16 protein-coding genes and 1 riboswitch are annotated in these 19,732 nt (G+C 28.2%); of the genes, 4 read left to right on the forward strand and 12 right to left on the reverse strand.

The annotated features are described in order from the left end of the window. Positions 1–5 precede the first annotated feature (5 nt). Positions 6–1,490 (reverse strand): UDP-N-acetylmuramoyl-L-alanyl-D-glutamate--2,6-diaminopimelate ligase, encoded by a 1,485-nt coding sequence (locus tag ACI48P_RS10885; RefSeq protein WP_475215577.1) that lies wholly within the window; start codon positions 1,488–1,490, stop codon positions 6–8. Between the two features lie 401 nt (positions 1,491–1,891). Between ACI48P_RS10885 and ACI48P_RS10890 the strand changes: the two genes are divergently transcribed. Continuing rightward, positions 1,892–2,110 (forward strand): hypothetical protein, encoded by a 219-nt coding sequence (locus ACI48P_RS10890; RefSeq protein WP_475215580.1) that lies wholly within the window; start codon positions 1,892–1,894, stop codon positions 2,108–2,110. Positions 2,111–2,191: 81 nt separating this feature from the next. Here the strand turns inward: ACI48P_RS10890 and ACI48P_RS10895 are convergent, their stop codons facing one another. The 9 genes from ACI48P_RS10895 to ACI48P_RS10935 form a co-directional block, all read right to left on the reverse strand. Then, the gene (locus tag ACI48P_RS10895; protein ID WP_475215582.1) at positions 2,192–3,271 is read right to left on the reverse strand and encodes a glycosyltransferase; all 1,080 of its coding nucleotides are present in this window, start codon (positions 3,269–3,271) and stop codon (positions 2,192–2,194) included. A 56-nt stretch (positions 3,272–3,327) separates the two neighbouring features. Next, the gene (locus ACI48P_RS10900) at positions 3,328–4,494 is read right to left on the reverse strand and encodes an MFS transporter (RefSeq protein WP_475215585.1); all 1,167 of its coding nucleotides are present in this window, start codon (positions 4,492–4,494) and stop codon (positions 3,328–3,330) included. Positions 4,495–4,734: 240 nt separating this feature from the next. Beyond that, on the reverse strand, positions 4,735–6,423 hold the full coding sequence (locus ACI48P_RS10905; protein WP_475215588.1) for a dynamin family protein: 1,689 nt from the start codon (positions 6,421–6,423) through the stop codon (positions 4,735–4,737). Then, positions 6,413–8,152 (reverse strand): dynamin family protein, encoded by a 1,740-nt coding sequence (locus ACI48P_RS10910; protein ID WP_475215589.1) that lies wholly within the window; start codon positions 8,150–8,152, stop codon positions 6,413–6,415. The genes ACI48P_RS10905 and ACI48P_RS10910 overlap by 11 nt, the downstream gene beginning before the upstream one ends. A 161-nt stretch (positions 8,153–8,313) precedes the next feature. Then, complete coding sequence (locus tag ACI48P_RS10915; protein WP_475215591.1) at positions 8,314–9,069, reverse strand: ABC transporter ATP-binding protein; 756 nt, start codon at positions 9,067–9,069, stop codon at positions 8,314–8,316. Positions 9,070–9,075: 6 nt separating this feature from the next. Next, positions 9,076–10,092 carry a FecCD family ABC transporter permease gene (locus ACI48P_RS10920; protein WP_475215593.1) on the reverse strand — a complete coding sequence of 339 codons (1,017 nt, stop codon included), beginning with the start codon at positions 10,090–10,092 and terminating at the stop codon, positions 9,076–9,078. After that, positions 10,082–10,990 (reverse strand): ABC transporter substrate-binding protein, encoded by a 909-nt coding sequence (locus tag ACI48P_RS10925; RefSeq protein ID WP_475215595.1) that lies wholly within the window; start codon positions 10,988–10,990, stop codon positions 10,082–10,084. The genes ACI48P_RS10920 and ACI48P_RS10925 overlap by 11 nt, the downstream gene beginning before the upstream one ends. 168 nt (positions 10,991–11,158) lie before the next feature. After that, positions 11,159–11,335, reverse strand: a riboswitch (cobalamin riboswitch). Between the two features lie 168 nt (positions 11,336–11,503). After that, positions 11,504–12,391, reverse strand: a complete 888-nt coding sequence (locus ACI48P_RS10930; protein ID WP_475215597.1) for a sigma-70 family RNA polymerase sigma factor — start codon at positions 12,389–12,391, stop codon at positions 11,504–11,506. A 537-nt stretch (positions 12,392–12,928) separates the two neighbouring features. Beyond that, entirely contained in the window at positions 12,929–13,465 is a 537-nt protein-coding gene (locus ACI48P_RS10935; RefSeq protein WP_475215598.1) for a type I restriction enzyme HsdR N-terminal domain-containing protein, read from the reverse strand. Positions 13,466–13,600: 135 nt separating this feature from the next. Here ACI48P_RS10935 and ACI48P_RS10940 point away from each other — a divergent pair, with 135 nt between their 5' ends. Continuing rightward, positions 13,601–14,149: a hypothetical protein gene (locus ACI48P_RS10940; protein ID WP_475215599.1), complete on the forward strand. Its 549-nt coding sequence runs from the start codon at positions 13,601–13,603 to the stop codon at positions 14,147–14,149. 86 nt (positions 14,150–14,235) lie between these two features. After that, on the forward strand, positions 14,236–14,430 hold the full coding sequence (locus tag ACI48P_RS10945; protein ID WP_475215600.1) for a hypothetical protein: 195 nt from the start codon (positions 14,236–14,238) through the stop codon (positions 14,428–14,430). A gap of 60 nt (positions 14,431–14,490) precedes the next feature. On the opposite strand, the gene ACI48P_RS10950 is transcribed toward ACI48P_RS10945, so the two are convergent. Then, entirely contained in the window at positions 14,491–16,323 is a 1,833-nt protein-coding gene (locus ACI48P_RS10950; RefSeq protein WP_475215602.1) for an ABC transporter ATP-binding protein, read from the reverse strand. Between the two features lies 1 nt (position 16,324). Continuing rightward, the gene (locus tag ACI48P_RS10955) at positions 16,325–18,049 is read right to left on the reverse strand and encodes an ABC transporter ATP-binding protein (protein ID WP_475215605.1); all 1,725 of its coding nucleotides are present in this window, start codon (positions 18,047–18,049) and stop codon (positions 16,325–16,327) included. Between the two features lie 339 nt (positions 18,050–18,388). On the opposite strand from ACI48P_RS10955, the gene ACI48P_RS10960 reads away from it, so the two are divergent. Beyond that, positions 18,389–19,681 (forward strand): DUF1002 domain-containing protein, encoded by a 1,293-nt coding sequence (locus ACI48P_RS10960; RefSeq protein ID WP_475215607.1) that lies wholly within the window; start codon positions 18,389–18,391, stop codon positions 19,679–19,681. Positions 19,682–19,732: the final 51 nt, after the last annotated feature.

A 19,732-nucleotide genomic window follows, 5' to 3' on the forward strand; every position in this document is an offset into this window, starting at 1 on the left:
TATTTTTATATATTATATCCTAATGATAAAGACTTCTTAGATAAAGCTTCTATTGCTACTTCTTTATCATCAAAATGGTATTTTGTTGTTCCAATTATTTGATAATCCTCATGACCTTTTCCAACTATCATTACTATATCTTTTTCTTTTGCTACTTCTATTGCTTTATAAATAGCTTCTTTTCTGTCTTTAATTATTAAGTATGCTTTATCTTTTATATCCATTCCTTCAATTATTTCTTTTATTATTTTGTCTGGATTTTCTGTTCTTGGATTATCATATGTTACTATAGGTAAATCTGAGTAGTCTTGTGCAATTCTTCCCATAAGTGGCCTTTTTGATCTATCTCTATCTCCTCCACAACCAAATACTGTAATTACTTTTCCTTCAGTAAACTCTCTTGCAGTTTTTAATACATTTTCTAGAGCATCTGGTGTATGTGCATAATCCACTATTACATTTATTCCTAAGTCATTTTTTATATTTTCAAATCGACCTGTAACACCTTTGGTTTCTTCTAATCTTTTCTTTATAACTTCAATAGATATATTTAAAACATAGCAAGCACTTATTACTGCTAATGTATTATACACAGTAAATTTGCCCGGTACAGGTACAAATATTTTATCTTCATATGTTGGAGTTATTAATGTGTAGTATACTCCTTCAGGTTTTAAAACGACATCCTTTGCCATAAAGTCTGCATTTTTTTCTATTGAATATGTGTATGCTTTTGTACATAGTTCCTTAATATTTTGGTATATTATCTCTCCATGACTATCATCAATATTTATTATATTAGCTTCACTTGTCTTGTAAAATAACTTTTCTTTAGCATTTCTATAATCCTCTAAATCTCGGTGAAAATCTAAATGATCAGGAGTTAAGTTTGTAAATATACCTATTTTAAAATTAATATCTTCTACTCTTTTTAATGCCAAAGAGTGTGAAGATACTTCCATTGCACAGTATTTACAATTATTATTTACCATGTTATAAAAATGTTTTTGAAGATCCATGCTCTCAGGAGTTGTATTATTTGATATAATTTCATCTTTACCATCATCTATCTTAATAGTTCCTATTAGTCCTACATTGCTATTTATTTCTAAAATTTGTTTTAAAAAAGTAGTAATACTTGTTTTTCCATTTGTTCCTGTCACCCCTATTACATCCATCTCACTTGTTGGATTATTATAAAAGTTTGAAGCAATCCTTGCCATAGAGTTTCTAGAGTCTTTTACTTTAATAAAAGTTACTTCTTTGTCTCCATAATAATTTATATCATTCTCTACTAAAAACGCTACTGCTCCTTTTTCTATACATTCATTAATATATGTGTGTCCATCACTTTTAAATCCTCTAACACATATAAATAAACTTCCATTAGTTACTTTTCTAGAGTCATATTGTATATTGTCTATATTAATACTTTTATTGCCATTGATATTTAAAACTTCTAAATTATTCAATAATTTTGATAGTATCATATTTAACCTCCATACTTTTACATCTAATAAAGTATATAGAGATTCTAATATTTAATATCTTTTACCTTCATACATATTTTTACTATAAAAATGGAAAATTTACAATTGATGTTAATTTGTATCACAGGATACCATATTATTTTCACATAAAATTTCATTTGCTTTCTTAATTAATACTTTTATGTCTAAACTTTTTAAAAAGTTTTTTTTATCAAATATTTCCTTTTTCTTTTTTATTTCACTATCAAACGACAAGTATTTTGGTCGTATTTGATATTTGTATAGATATTTTGTTATTTAGTGTTGTTTTTTAGAGTATTAACTATAATGCTAAGAATAAATCCATATAGTAAAATTTAATTAAAGGACATGATGTATTTGTCTTGAGAGGGGGAGTTTTAATGTTTCTATTCATTCTACTTATATTTTCATCATACTTAATTTATTTCTTAACGAGAGTATGTATTCAATTTAACCGCATTAATAATCTTAATTTACAATTTGGAATGGATGTAACAAAGTTGTATAACAATGAACATATTGAAGATGGTGATTACATAAATTTAATAGTTAATAACTGTGCTATGTCACTATTTAAAATCAATAATTTAATTAAATAATCATAAAATAAAAAGAGATTAACTTTTCAATTAATCTCTTTTTTATTTTGAAGAAAGATTAGTATTTATTATCCTCTTTCCTTAATCATTATTCTTTTTAACAATCTTATCAAAAAATTTATTATTTTTTATTACACTAGGACTAGTAGGGTTTATCTCTTTAGCCTTTAGGTGATGATAATATGATTTTTGTAAATTCCCAATTTCATAATAACATACACACAGATTTAGATGTGGCTTAAACCTAAAGCAACATATATTTATACACTGACAACAGTCATTAGGTATATCTATATTTAATGTCAACTCATACCATCTTATGGCCTGGCAATACTTACTTTCAGCGTCAAATGAACTTGCTATATTAAATAACACTTCACCCTTTGGCTCTCCATACTCAAAGGTTTTATAATAATATTGTCTTGCCTGATTGTTTTCTTTCTTGCTATCATAACATTCTCCTACTTTATTTAAGGCATCAATTATCTCATCTTTATATATACCTTTTTCAACAAACTGTAATAATATTTCTATTGCTTCATCGTAACTTTTATTACAATATAGCTCTTTTCCATAATAATATAAATCTCTTTCATTTAACTTTGTTCCTTTTTCAATATTAGATTTATATATTTTAAGGTTTCTACCATCACTATTTTTTATTTTATCATGAACAATGTATATACTACTATCAAATACAGTGCCACATGCCTGTATATATTCATGCAGAAATCCTACCCATTTGTATTTTTTTTCTCTTTTTACAATACGATTTCTTCTACCAATAACTCTAGGCTTATTATTTTCATCGATGCACATATATGTTTGTAGAGTTATTACGTCTATTTCTTCACCTATATTACTTTTTAAAAATATAAGTTTTTCTATATTTTCAATAGTCATATACTCATCTGCATCTAACCACATTACATAATCTTTTGTAGCCTTATCAAAAGAATAATTCCTAGCATCAGAAAAATTATCATTCCAATGAAAATCATATATTTTATCAGTATATTTAGATGCTATTTTTTTTGTATTATCTATTGAACCTGTATCAACAATAATAATCTCATCTACTGCATCTTTTATGCTTTCTAAGCATCTATCTAATACTTTTTCTTCATCTCTAACTATCATACATAAACTTAAACTACACATAATATTTTACTCCTTATTCTGATATAGTTTATGGTATGACAATTTATTCTTTTTTGTTATATATTGTTATCTAATTTCTCTGTTTTTACTTTATTTAATAAAAGCATACCAATAGCTCCGATGCACGCAACCATAGTTACTACCATCCATGCTATAAAGTTTCCAGTTATATTCATAATTTCTCCCATAATAGCCGGCCCGAAAGCATATCCTGCTCCTGATATTAAAGGTATAATTGAACTTACTCTTCCCCTATGAGATGATGGCGTATTATTTGCTATAAAAGTGGAACTATTAATAGCTATTAGTATTTCTCCTATTGTAAGTGCGAATACTGCAGCAAAAAATAATGGCATTGACGATGAAAGCCCAAATATTAAAAAACATAACCCATATCCAAACCCTCCTAAAGCCATTACGTTAATACTATTATGCTTCTTTGTCATACTTGTTAGAATCGGTGTAAATAATATTACTATAAACCCATTACAGGCCCCTAAATATCCATATAGCTTGGCACCCTCACTTCCAAAAGTTTCTCCCATCTGAAGCGGAACAGCAAACCCCCATTGGCAATACGCAAATTGGAATAAGAGCATAATAATAGGAAAAAGTATTAAAACTGGTCTTTCTAACATTACTTTAAAAGTCGAGCTTTTTACTTCGTCTTCTAGTTCATTTTTCTCTTCTTCTTTAATCTTAACTCCCTTAGTTTCTTTTATAAACAATATAAATAGAGCTAAAGATAATAACGTAGTTATAGCATCTCCAATGAATATTACAGGTAAGAAATTCTCATATAATAACCCTCCTAATATTGGACCTATAGAAAAACCAATATTAACTCCCATATATAAAAGTGAATATGATGCTTTTCTGTTAGACTGATTAGTTAAATCAGCATTCAAAGCATCATAAGCTGGTGTTGATATAGAGTAAAAACAAGATGATAGTATCATAATCTTAGCTGTTAATATTGATGTAGGGATGATTCCACATATAACTAACATTATTGCACCTAATACTTGAAATATAATTATTACTTTTCTACGTCCTATTGTATCTGCAAGCTTTCCCCCAAGCATAATACATGGCACCTGGCAAATTGCAAGCATTGTAACAAATTTTCCACACTCTGCAGGTGATAGTCCTATCTTTTGCGAAAGTATTAATGACATTAACGGATGTACAAATCCACCTATACAGTTTACTATTTTCCCCACGAATAAAATATAAATCTCTTTTGGTAATCCCCTATAAGGAGATAGCAAATCTTTAATATTAATCGCCTCCTTTTTTGTCTATATTAAATATTTCTACATATTTTTCATATTCCTTTTATTTATAGAAAATTTCGTCAATAAAAGTAGCTTCCTTTATTATCGGAAGCCTAAAAGTTTAAAAGTTCTTTATTTATAACTACAAATAAAGGCTTTTAACAAATAAATTAATATAAAGTAATATTAATTTTCATCTATAAATAAGTTAGTTTTTTCTATATATTTATCTATCTCATCTAAAAAATTTTCAATTTCATATTTACTCATGTTTATACCTTTAGAATTTTTATAAATTTCAGTAGTTGTTGATACAATATCTTTGCTTGATGTAACGAATCCTTCTTTAAGTGAATCTAAAATATCATACTTTATTTTTTCTCTAAATATATCTACATCATTTAATATTTCTCTATTCTTTCTGTCATTTTGGATTTTATCATATAATAGTTTCCCTACTGCCCCTGTTATAGTTCCAGCAATTAATAATGGCGGGCAATAAGTCATTAACGCTGTCCCCATAGTAACAGTTGCAGCAGAAGTTCCTACTCCGGCTGCATACATAGAGACTACTGTACCTGATGTAGCTCCAAGTATTGCACCCGTCCCTACGGTTATTAGCATTTCATTTAAGTCAGCTTTATCATATTCAAACTTAAATGTAGGGGCATTAATTAACTCATCTCTATAATTAATATTTTCCATGTATTTTTTTATATTATCATCAATTTCTCTATTCACTTCCTGCAAGCATTCACTCCATTCATTAAAAAACAAACGATCAAATTCAATTTTCTTTTTATTTACAAGATCACTTATATAGTTTTCATTTATAAAAACACTAGCATTTTCAATATCTTCTTTTATTTTGCTAACTTCATAGTCTAAAAAACTTCTATTTATCCAATCGCTAATCTCAAAATCCATTTTTGCACATATATAATCAAATTTGTTATCCAAAAGCTTTTCATGCTTCTTAAGCTCCTCTAATAACATTGATATACTTTTTAGATAGTCATAATGACTTACTACATCTTTTTGAATTAAGCTAGTTACAGTAGAATTAATGCTATCTAATTTTACTGTTTCACTATTTTTATAGATATTTTCGATATATTCACTAAGTTTTAAGAAATTATCTTTTAAATCAGTATAGTTTGATACTATTAAATCTGTAGTACCTGCCTTAGCATTTTTACTCACCTTATTTTGAAATTCTAGATATGATGATATCATAAAAAAGTCATCTATAAATAAGTCATACTCATCCTTAACATATTCTAATACACTATCATAATTGTCTTGTAACAAATCACATTTATTAACTATCCCAACTATATTTTTACCATATGATGACAACACTTCTAAAGCTTCTCCTACGTCTTCTTGACCTATGTGAGTAGCATCTATAACAAAAAGTATTAGATCCGCGTTTTGTATGTAATCTAGAGTTTTTTGTTCGTTATTTATACTTATACTTCTAAGCCCTGGTGTATCTACTAAATTAATCTTTTTTAAGTAATCTAAATCTAATCCTATTTTTGTTATTCCTTTACCCTTCTTTATACTTCTTTCTTTATCATAAACAACTTCAATAATTGTAGATGTAGCTTCTAAAACATCTACTTCACTAACTTCTTTAGATAATAGTGCATTTATAAGACTTGATTTTCCCGCCTTTACTTCTCCAGCTATTACTATTTTTAATGGTTTATTATTATTTCTTTCTATTATTTCAATTCCTTCCATTACTTCATTCAAATTTTTAGATATAAGATCTTTGAATGGTACATTCTCACTATGTCCTAACTTTGTTCGGATAGGAGAGTTAATTAATATTTTTTTTATCTCTTTTACATATTTTCTATCTTCCATAATATCCCCCTATATTATCTAAAATATCTTCAATATTGCTTAAATAAAATACTAACTTATCAACATCATTGTAGTTAAGATGACTTTCTTTGAATCCTATCTCTCTCAAATTATTTATGCGATTCTTTATAATATAAACTTTTTCATCCACATGATTTAAGATTTCTCTTGTAAGTTCATCAATTTTTCTATTTATTATTTCTTTAATCAAATATTTATCTTGGGTATTTTCTTTAGAATTTCGGTAGGCAAAATTATTAAAATTAAATTTTTTATTTATGGTATTTAGATTTATAGTAGTTGTTTCATCTTTTTTATAATAATTAATTATTAAATATTTACTTTTAGTAAAACTTAATTTTAAGTTTTCTTTTATTAAGTCTTTATTATCTGATATATTCGAAGTTAATACTAATAAATTGTAGATTTTTTCAATCTCTTTGTTACAAATGCCTTCTATATCCTTAATATCTGAATTTAGATTTATTAAGTTAAAGTCAGATTCTATATAGCTCCTTTTCTTTATATCATTAAGTTTTTCCCTAATACTATTCTCTAACTTAAGTGTTTTTTCTTTTAATTCATATTCAGCTTCACTATATTTAAATATATCCTTATATAATTGTCTTTTATATGTTTCAATTTCTGTTAGTATGTTAGTTTTCATTATTTTTAAGTTTACATATTTAGATTTAATCTGTTTTTCTTCTGATAAAATTTTGAAGTTATTTTCTATACTTTCATACAGTGATTTAATGTTACTTTTATATATTAAATTTTCATTACTTTTTAGGATACCTTCCATAGCCTCTTTAGCAGAGATATAAACTATATCGCTAAAAATTTCATCATATAGATTACTTACTTTAGATTTTACTTTTTTAATATTTTCATCACTATATTTTTCTACTATATCTATCTTATTTACCACTCCTATTATATTTTTCTTATGTATGTTAATAGAGTTTATTTCTCCTATATCTTTTATTAACTGATTATTTTCCTTTGCTACAATATTTTGTGCATCAATTAGCCAAATAACACCATCTGCTCTTTTATAATAATAATTCATAATATCTTTAGTATTTTTTAATAAATTTTGATTTAATCCAGGGGTATCTACAATAATAAAATCATTAAGTATACCTATATCTTTTAAATAATAGTGAACTTCTTCAATTTCAGATTTATAAAGGTGTTTATTTTCTAAGTCATTCTTTAATTTCTTTAATGTATCATTATTGCAATTTCCATTATGTTTAATTTTTTTTATTTCCTTAGATATTCTTTTTTTAGAATCTTTTAGTTTTATTTCCTCATTTTTCAATATCACAATGCCTTTATCTATTTTACAAATTTTCTTAAAGCCATCATTATACACGATCTCCATCTTTTCATTTGAACTTGATATAAACAAATCAACTTTCCATGTGTTTGGTAAGTCCGTTGTTTCTATTATTTTATCTTTTAATAAAGAGTTTATTACTGTTGATTTACCATAATTCCCACTTCCCACAATAAATAATAAAAATGGATTTTTAAGCTCCTCTATGCTTATTTTATTGATGCTAACTTCCTTTTCTATATTGTTTATTAACTTTAAAAACTTATTTTCATCTGAAATAATATTATTTTTTCCTGCTAATAATTTTAGATTATCTAGTTCTTGTGATAAGAAATCTAATAAATCTTTCATATACATATATTCTTTCATTCTTGTAGAATTCATTTAAACCAGTCCCTTGTATATTTACATATTATAAATACTTAATATTAATATATGAATTAGATTATCTCACAATACATGATAAATATAAAAGTTTACTGATAAGATAAAGAATATAATTCATAATCTTAAAAACAAAAAAAGAGTAAGTATAATTCAAATACTTACTCCCATTTTTTTAATGTTTCAATCATAAAGTTTTTAATATCCAATCCATAAACTTGTTTTAATGTCTTTTCCTTTAGTACTTCCTTTGCTTTTCCTTGAGAAACAATACTACCTTTATCTAATATTACTACATAATCAGCAAAATGTTGTACTAGATTTAAGTCATGTAAAACTCCAACCACAATCTTATTATTTTTTTTAGCCCATTTAGTTAAATGATCTAATATTTCTATTTGATGTTTTAAATCTAAGTGATTTGTTGGTTCATCAAGCAAAATAACATCAGAGTCTTGAGCAAATACCCTTGCCAAGAAAACTCTTTGTAATTGTCCCCCTGACAATTCATCAATCATTTTATCTTTAAGCTCAGTTAGTCCAACTATTTCTATACATTCATCTATTATTTTATTGTCTTCTTTAGTTAATGATGCAAATGGGCCTTTTGTATAACAATACCTTCCTAATGAAACTGCTTCATATACAGTGTATGGAAAATGTATATTTGATATTTGGCTCATAAGACCAATCTTTTTTGCTAACTCTTTTCTATTTAGCTTTGATATTTCTTTATTATCTATTTTTATACTTCCTTTATAATCTATAATATTTGCAATTGACTTCAATAAAGTACTTTTTCCACATCCATTAGGACCTACAATACATAGATTCTCCCCTCTATTAATTGATATATTTGCTTCTTTAATAATATCTACATTGTCATATCCACTATAAAGGTTATTTATTTCTAACATAATTTATCACCTAGCTTTTTTAAAATATACATATGCAAAGAATGGGGCACCTAATAGTGCAGTTACCGCACCAACCGGAAGTTCTGTTGGTGATAGTATCGTTCTAGCTACAAGATCGGTAATTACCATTATACATCCACCTAATACAAAGGACATTGGTATTACAACTTTGTGACTAGAACCAAAAATTTTTCTTACAATATGTGGTGCAATAAGATCAACAAATCCTATAGTACCACTTAAAGATACTGCTCCTCCTGTAAGAATAGCTGAACAAATAAATAAATTTTTCTTCACTTTAGATGTTTCTACTCCAACAGCTTTTGCCTGTTCTTCTCCAAATGTAAGAATATCCATTTCTCTGGTGTACCTAAGCACCCCTAAAAGACCTATTATCGCAAATGGCATAATAAGACCTACGTATGACCATCCCTTCATAGAAAAGCTTCCCATTTGCCACATTGAGATGCTCTTTAAATCTTCACTAAATAATGCTGTTAATGTAGTTAAACAAGCATTTACAAATAATGAAAATACCATACCTGCTAATATTATAGTATTATTTGACATACTTTTATCTATTTTAGCTGAGAATACAACAACACAATAAACAGTAACTAATCCACATATGAAGCCTACTACTGGAAGTGTAAATGCTCCTAATAGTGGTAACGATGCTCCTGTAACTATTATTAACCCTGCCCCTAATGAAGCTCCTGAAGATACCCCTAGAGTATATGGTGATGCTAATTGATTTTTTAATATTGATTGAACCACTGCTCCACTTGTTGCTAAACATCCTCCAACCATAAATGCTAGCAGAACCCTTGGTAGTCTTAGCTTCCAAACTATTGATATGTTTTTAGGGTCTATACCTTCTCTAAGCGGAATATTTAATAGTTTATTTCCTATTACTGATACAGTATCCAATATGCTAATATTGGAACTTCCGGTAGAAGTTCCAATACATATTATTATAAATGCTATTATTAGACTAAAAATTACTAGTCTTTTATTTTTCATATTTTTCAGGATATATAGCTTTTGCCATTTGGTTTAAAGCTAATATTATTCTATTTGATGGACGAGAAGATGAGTTTCCATCTACTTGATAAACTGCATTATTTTTAACAGCAGTTATATGTTCCCATCCATCACGACCTTTTATTTCTTCAGTTGGATTTTCTACATATGAAACATTAGTTAATATTACATCTGGATTTTTATCTATTACAGCCTCAGAACTTGGAGAAACCCATCCTTCTTCACCTGCAAATACATTTTCTGCTCCTATTAGCTCTATCATTTCATTTAAGAATGTAGACTTACCAAAAGTAAATAAACCTGGAGCTGGTGCTATTTCAAAGTATACTGTTTTTTTATCTTCTATTGTATCACCTATAGCTTTAATTTCTTTTATTTTAGTTTCCATTTCAGAAACTAACTCTTTCCCTTTTTCTTCTTGTCCTACTACATCTGCTATGAATTCTATGTCTTTATATATTCCGTCTATACTATCACTACTTGGTATGTATACTACTGGTATTCCAGCGTCAATAACAGCTTTAAATGGGTCTTCTGCAGAACCTGTTTTATTATGTCCTGATGCTATTATTACGTCTGGCTCTAATCCTATTATTGCTTCAGCGTCTGGATTTGAAAAGTCTAATTTAGTTAAGTCTTTATTTACTCCCTCTATATCACTAGAGTATTTATCTACTGCTACTAATTTGTCTGATATTCCAAGGTCTACTAAAACCTCAGTGTTTGATGGGGCTGTTGATATTATCTTTTCGATTTTAGTTGGTATGTTTACTTCATTACCTTCTCTGTCATTTACCATTCTTTCTTTCTCAGTTTGGCAACCTGACATTGCAAGCATTGTAACCATTGCTACAATTGATAAAAATTTCTTTTTCATCTTAGTTCTCCTTCTTTAACCTTCTTACCTTTTTATTAATTTTCTTTAGAAAGGCTGTGTTTGTTAGAATCAATTATCTCCTTTCAATAAATTTGTAAGATGCCAAATATATAGAACTTTCATATTTCTTAAATTATATTTTGCATCTAACATCTTACCCACAGCAGATATTAGCTTTTATATTAGGTAGTTCTCCCGGCTTAACTTCATCCTACTTTCTAACCTTCCCAAATATTATTCAGTGGTATTTAAGATTTCGTCAGTATCACGGTTACTGGGGTAGCTTGGAATTTTAATCCAATTCTCTATTATGTAATAAATTACACCTAATATATGTCATAAATATTAATTATAATGAAGTTTCATATTTTGTCAATATTTTCTTATAAACAAAATATTAATTACATTTTCAATTAATATTTTAACTTAGGCCATATACAGTGCACTAATCCTTTAACTCTGGTTTTATATAATAAAAAAAGTAGGAAAAATTAATCTCCTACTTTCTAAACCCTAATAAAAATGCTTTAATTGCTTCAGTCTGCTAGGATGTCTTAATTTTCTAATAGCTTTTGCTTCAATTTGTCTTATTCTTTCTCTTGTAACTCCAAAAACTCTACCTATTTCTTCTAAAGTTTTTGGATCATCATCATCTAATCCAAATCTCATTCTTAAAACTTTTTGCTCTTGTTCTCCAAGACCTGTTAACAATTCTTCAATTTTTTCTCTTAAATTGTGTTGTTCTACTTCATGCATAACCACATCTGCAAAGTTTGCATCAGATGGGATAAACTCAACTAAGCTACTATCTTCATCTTCTTTTATTGGTGTATCTAATGAAACTATATTTTTATCTCTTTTTAATATATCAATTACCTTTTCAACTTCAAGTTCACAACATTCAGCAAGTTCATCAAGACTTGGTTCTCTTTGTAATATATTTGATAATTCTTGCTTCTTTCTTTTTACAAAGTTTATTCTTTGATGAAGATGCACAGGTATTCTTATAGTATTCTCACAATCATCTATGTATCTTGTAATACTTTGCTTAATCCACCATGTAGCATATGTGCTAAATTTATATCCTTTTTTATAATCATATTTTTCAACTGCTTTTATTAGTCCGATATTACCCGCTTGAATCAAATCAAGCATATCTACATTTTCTTTTCTATATTTTTTTGCAATACTAACAACAAGTCTGTAATTTGCATTAATGAACTTTTCTTTAGCATCTGGTGAAGATTCCACTATTGCTTTTGCCAATTGAACTTCTTCCACTGCAGACAACATTTTGTACTCTTCTATTTCCTTTAAGTACATCTTCATTGCATTTGATGCATTTGAAGAATCACCATAAATATAATTTTCATAAGTATGTTCCCTTTTTGTAGCCCCCATAATTTAACTCCTTCTATATATATAGTTTGTTAATCGAGATAGTAAGTGTCTGTAGTTTTCCTATATTTTTATAATATGAGTATTATAATAAAAAAATGCCTGTCACTCCCCCTCAAATGTCAATCATTTTCTATTTCTATAATTCTACAATCAACTCAAAAAACCCTTGTTTTTATTTATATTTAATAAAATTATATTATATTTTTCAAGTTCTCATCTTCCGATTAGTGTGTTATTTATTATGTATACATAGAATTTTGAATAATTTTAATATTATTCAACTCCAAATTTATTTTTATATACATATATAGTCTTTATTCTACTTTTAATGTATATTTTCCTTCTTTTTTGTAACTTATTTTCTATTTAAAGAATAAAAGACCGCACATTGTGCAGTCTTTTATCCTCGAACGACGTTATAAACCCCACTATTAATAAATCCTTTGTGTTTGCCCCAACACTGACGGTTTATAGTGAATTTTTAACCATTTAATAATAACATCATTAATTTGTATAGTCAAGTTTTCTTATTTTATATTACTCGTGGTGATGTCCTGAACATCCACATCCACCTTCACTTGAACATCCACACTCATGACCTTCATCATGATTATGTCCACATCCACATTCGTGACCATGTTCGTGATGATGCTTAGCTTCTTCTGCTTTTACTTGTTCTTCCATTTCAAAGAACTCTTTAACCATAACTTCATATGATGGAAGCTTAGCTTCTGTATCATATTCTTCTCCAGTCCAATCAGCATACATCATAGCATCTCCATTTGTTAATACTAATCTTCCTGCCATAGTCATATTGTCTACATCTTCTAAGAAGTCTATTTGTTTTTGTAGTACTTCTCCTTCTAATGTTATGTCTTCATCCATACATGTAACTATCATTACTGGAGCAAAATAATCTTCGTTATCCTTAACATTTACTACTATATCTAATATACCTTCAGCACCTTCTTCAAATTCTGCTAAAGGAACATCTGTATCTATCATATCTACCGGAACTAACAAGTCCTCCATTAAATACTTTATTACTCTCTCTTTTACTAATTCTTTTGACATTGTGTTTCTCCTTTCAACTGCATATGTAGTATCATGAAAATCTTTATACTTAAACATTTCATCTTCTATAGTATACTACATTATTTATTTTTTCAATCTATGAAGAAAAATATTCTCATAAATATTTCCATACCATTGAATATTACCAACTACTTATTATGTCATTTTTATACTAATTTCGGTTTATCGCATAACTTATTTTTAATATTTAATTTTAATATTTCAAACTTTGCTTTATGCAAAAAAACTGTTGTAATACCTTATCCAGAAGGTAAAGAAATACCTAATCCTTGCGATCCCACTGGTGGTCCAATTATCATTTACGAATTGGATCTTATACAGTTATATGTGTCTGGTGCAATAAATTATATTGCAGGAGCAAATGTCATAGATTTATATCAAAGTACAATAGATCCAAATGTAAACCCACCACTAGTAACATGTAATGTACTTTCACCTAATAACAAACTCAGCTATGTAACTGTAGATGGAAGTAGTTATTTAACTGATATTCCTTTATTTATCATAAATATAGAGCCTGATGTAACTACAGATTATTGTATACATGTAGAAGTTCAAGACCTTTCTATAGAATTTGGAGGCTATACTACTGCCCCTGATTTAGACTATATATATACTATAAAAGGCAAATTTATACTTTCACCCATAGTGTTCAATATTTAAAGGTAATAAATCAGAATTCTAAAGTATATAATACTGGTCGAGTTGATAATGTATGTCCAAATAATCATATATTGTACTCATCCACAGTGTCTCATGTACTAGTTGCAGGTGCTACACCTTTCCAAGCAGTAGGTTGCTATTCAACACAGGCAGGAAATTTAATCACTGAAGAAGACTTTAAAATAATTTTTAATTTATATAGTATACCATCCCCAAGTGGTGGATATGTTGTATATGCAGGATTAAAGATACCTCAAGCTAAGATCATTGAAACCGTATAGTGTATTAAACCTCAAGTAATTAAAATAGGACTAAAAATTTTATTTTTTAGTCCTATTATCTTATTTACTAAACTGACTGTTATATAAATCAGCGTAGAATCCACCTTGTTTTAGTAGTTCGTCGTGATTACCTTTTTCTATTACATCTCCATCTTTCATTACTAATATAATATCTGCATCTTTTATAGTAGATAATCTATGAGCTATTACAAAACTTGTTCTGCCTTCCATCATCTTATTCATAGCCTTTTGAATATTAATTTCTGTTCTTGTATCTACGCTACTTGTAGCTTCATCAAGAATTAATATTTTAGGGTCCTTAATCATCGCTCTTGCTATTGTTAATAATTGTTTTTGACCTTGGGAAATGTTTGATGCTTCTTCATTGATTTCTGTGTCATATCCTTTTGGTAGTGTAGTTATAAAATGATTTGCATTTGCAGCCTTAGCCACAGCAACTATATGCTCATCTGTAACTTCCTTTGAGCCATATGCAATATTTTCCTTAATAGTACCTTTAAATAACCATGTATCTTGAAGCACCATGCCAAATAAATCTCGTAAATCATCTCTTTTCATATCCTTAATATCTACATCATCAATTAATATTTTCCCTCCATTAAGTTCATAAAATCTAAGTAGTAAATTAATTAATGTAGTTTTACCAGCACCCGTTGGTCCAACTATAGCAACCATTTGACCTGGTCTAACATCTATACTCATATCATTTATTAATATATGCTCAGGATTATACCCAAATTTAACATGCTCAAATGTAACTTTACCTTTCGGGTCTTTAATCTCTTTATTATTGATAGAATCTGGTTCCATCTCTTCTTCATCAAGTAGCTCAAAAACTCTTTCTGCAGAGGCTACCGTTGATTGGATTATATTGGCAATATTAGCTGTTTGGCTAATTGGTTGTCCAAACTGCTTAGAATATTGGATAAATGCTTGTACATCTCCTATTTGAATTTTGCCTCTTCCAACTAAAATACCACCTATAACTGATACAAATACATATCCTAAGTTACTTGTAAAATTCATAACAGGCATCATAATACCAGACATAAATTGGGCCTTCCATGCTGCATCATATAACTCACTATTAAGTCCCTTAAATTTATCTATTGAATGTTTTTCTCTATTAAATGATTTAATTACATCGTGACCTGTATACATTTCTTCAACGTGCCCATTTAACTCTCCTATAACTCTTTGTTGCTTAATAAAATAGCCTTGCGATCTTTTAATTACAGGTCTAACAAAAATCACTCCTAAAGGTAACGTAATAATGGTTATTAAAGTTAATAATGGACTTATAGTTAACATCATTATTATTACACCAATTATTGTAACTATTGAAGTAATTAGTTGAGTTATACTCTGTTGGAGTGTAGCACTTATATTATCAATATCATTACTTACTCTACTTAAAAGTTCACCATGAGTATGTGAATCAAAAAACTTAAGAGGAAGCTTATTTAGCTTATCATAAACATCTTTTCTCATATCATAAACAGTTTTCTGTGCAACACCTGCCATAATATACTGTTGAATGTAACTAAAAATTGAACTTATAATGTATAGTACTATTAATGTAATTAATATTATGCTAATATAATCAAAATCAATCCCAGCACCTGGTGTACCTCTCATTTTTAGCATGACACCTTCAAATATTTTAGTAGTTGCTTTACCTAATATTTTAGGGCTTACAATAGAAAATATTGTACTAATTATAGCTGCTGCAAACACATAAAATATTTGCATTTTATAATGTTTCAAGTATCCCATTAATCTATTTAACGTACCTTTAAAGTCTTTAGCTTTTTCTACGGGCATCGCACCACCCATAGGTCCACCTTTTGGAGCACTATTTTGCTTACTCATATTAAATTTCCTCCTTTGAAAGCTGTGACATAACTATTTCTTTGTAAATCTCACAGTTTTTAAGTAATTCATTATGAGTACCTATACCTACCACATTGCCATCATCAAGTACAATAATTCTATCAGCTTCCATTACTGTACTTACTCTTTGTGCAACTATTAATACTGTAGCATTTTTTGTTTCGTTACTAAGTGATTCTCTAAGCTTAGCATCAGTTTTAAAGTCTAGCGCTGAAAAGCTATCATCAAATATATATATTTCTGGCCTTTTAACTAATGCCCTAGCTATAGATAGCCTTTGCTTTTGACCACCAGATACATTTGTTCCACCTTGAGCAATAAATGAATTAATCCCTTTTTCCATTTTTGATACAAATCCTAAAGCTTGTGCAATATTCATACAATGATTTAGATCTTCTTCACTTGCATTATCATTTCCATACCTTAAGTTTTCAGCTATTGTACCACTAAATAGAACTGCTTTTTGAGGTACATAGCCTACTTTATTTCTTAGCTCATGTTGGCTAAAATTTTTAACATTAACACCATCAACTAGTACTTCGCCTTCAGTAGGATCAAAGAATCTTGGTATTAGCTTTATAAGTGTAGATTTACCAGAACCTGTTCCTCCAATTATCGCCGTAGTTTCTCCTGGTTTACTTATAAAATTAATATTATTTAATACTTTTTCACTATCTTTTTCATATGAAAAACTTACATTTCTAAATTCAACATAACCTTTAATCTCTGTTTCTTTTACTGGATTTTCGTTATCTATAAGTACTTTTTCTATGTCTAATACCTCATTTATTCTGTCGGCTGATGCTGATGCTCTTGGTATCATTACAAACATCATTGATAACATCATAAGCGCAAACATTATTTGAGTTAAATACTGAATAAAAGCAATTAAATCTCCAACCTGCATACGTCCTGCATCTATTCTAATGCCTCCAAACCAAACTACTGCTATTGTACTTAAATTTACTACTAACATCATAAATGGCATAAGCAAAGTTATAGTCCTATTAGCCTTTGTGGCAACATTACTTAAATCTAAGCTTGCTTTTTCAAATCTCTTTTTTTCTAGTTCTATTTTATTAAAAACCCTTATTACCCTTACACCAATAAGATTTTCTCTTAATACTCTATTTAAATTATCAACATTTTTTTGCATTGACTTAAACAATGGTACTGCTCTTTTTAATATAAGACCTATAGCGATAATTAATATTGGCATTACAAATAATATTATAAGAGAAAGTTGCGCATCTTTTCTTACAGCCATTATCGCCGCTCCTATTGCAACCATCGGGGCATATAACATCATTCTAAGCATAATCATTACTACTTGTTGAATTTGAGTTATGTCATTTGTGCTCCTAGTTATTAATGATGCAGTACCTATTACATTGAATTCTGCTAATGAGAAATCCTCAACTCTGTCAAATACTCTTTCTCTTAAGTCTCTACCAAATCCCATAGCAACTCTTGAGGAAAAATAACTTGCTAGTATTGTTACAAATCCACCTGCAACAGTTACTATAATCATTTTTACCCCTGTATTTAATATGTAATTTGTATCATTATTAACAACACCCTTATCAATAATATCCGACATAAGGTTTGGCAAATATACATCTGCTAAAGACTGTAAAAACACCAATACAAATATTATTAATATAATGCCCAAATAAGGCTTTAAGTTTTTTAATAGCTTTATCATTTTATATCTCCTTTTCTATGACTCCTTCTAAAAGTATTTTTTCCAAAATGCACAAAAATACCCTTTTATATAATCTATTTATTATAAAGAAAATTTAAGTATTAAGGATAACTTAAGGTATTTATTTTATAATTTATATAAACCCATAAATATGACTTGTATTTGACAATTCTTTGTATATTGTGTATAAATCATATATGTATTTTTTTATGCATATACTTTTTCGTAAACTAATATTTACAATGTTGTAATCGCATTATGTCAGAAAATAAGTTATATTAAAATTATAGTAAGACCGTAAAATACATATAGATACGGTAATATTAAAGGAGATTGATTATGAAATTAAAGAAGAAAATTAGTTCACTTATTATATGTGCTACTCTAGTACTTGGAAGTATCAACTTCTCTTTTGCAGATAGCTCAAAAGTCGTAACGTTGGGGGCAGACTTAACTGATTCTCAAAAACAGCAAATGTTAAATTACTTCGGTGTAAAAGAAAATGAGGCTGTTGTATTAGAAGTAAATAATGCTGAGGAAAGAAAATATCTTCAAGGGGTTGCTACTGAAGCACAACTTGGTAAAAAGACTTTCTCATGCTCTTACGTTGAGCCGTTAACAAAGGGTAATGGGATAAATGTAAAAACAGCTAATCTTACTTGGGTTACAAGCTCAATGATAGCTACAACATTATCAACAGCAGGATTAGAAGATGCCAATGTTGTTGTTGCATCATTATTCCCTGTATCTGGTACAGGCGGATTAACAGGAGTTATGAAAGCATTTGAAGATGCTACTGGTGAAAAACTAGAAGAAGAAAAAAAAGAAATAGCATCTGAAGAATTAATAATTACTGGTGATTTAGCTGAAGACATAGGTCAAGATAAAGCTACTGGTGTTATTAATGACATTAAAAATGAAATAATAAAAAATGACACTAAAGATACTACACAAATTGCAGATACAATAATAAATATAACTAACAATTATAATGTTAATTTAAGTACTGAGCAACAAAAGCAAATAGAAGAGTTAATGTTAAAAATAGCTAAACAAGATTATGATTACAACAAAATAAAAGATACTTTACAAAATGTATCTAGTATAGTAGAAAAGAATCTTGAAGAATTAGGTGAAAAAATAAAAGACCCAAGCTTCATAGAAGGTGTTAAAGGTTGGTTTACTTCTGCTGGCGAATGGTTTAGCAATTTATTTGCTGGTTCTAATAGTGAAGATTTAGGAATCTTAGGTTCTACTAATGACAGTGTACTAGGTGATGATGTTACTGTTGATGCTACTGATGATAAAGCTATAAAATTACCAGATAAAGAAGAAGTACAAGGTTTCTTTGATAGAGTATGGAATTGGTTTACAGGACTATTCAATAAACCAGTTGAAGATTCTAATGATAACTCAAACCAAGATAAAACAGAAAATACTTCAAACTCTGAATCAGAAAACAATGATTCTATTATAAGTCCAGATGCAGAAGAAAATACTCATTTTAATACAAATGATAAAAATTCAACAGAACAAAATCCTTCTGAAGAAAATAATAGCCAAGATACACCTGCTCAAGATGATTCATCATCTCAAAATCCAGGTGATTCAACACAAGAAGTAACTAACTAATTGTAAAAGATAATTTAAATAGTTAAATAAAACCAAAAACTTATAAAATAA

The sequence above is a fragment of the Romboutsia sp. LXY-2 genome (assembly GCF_056171995.1).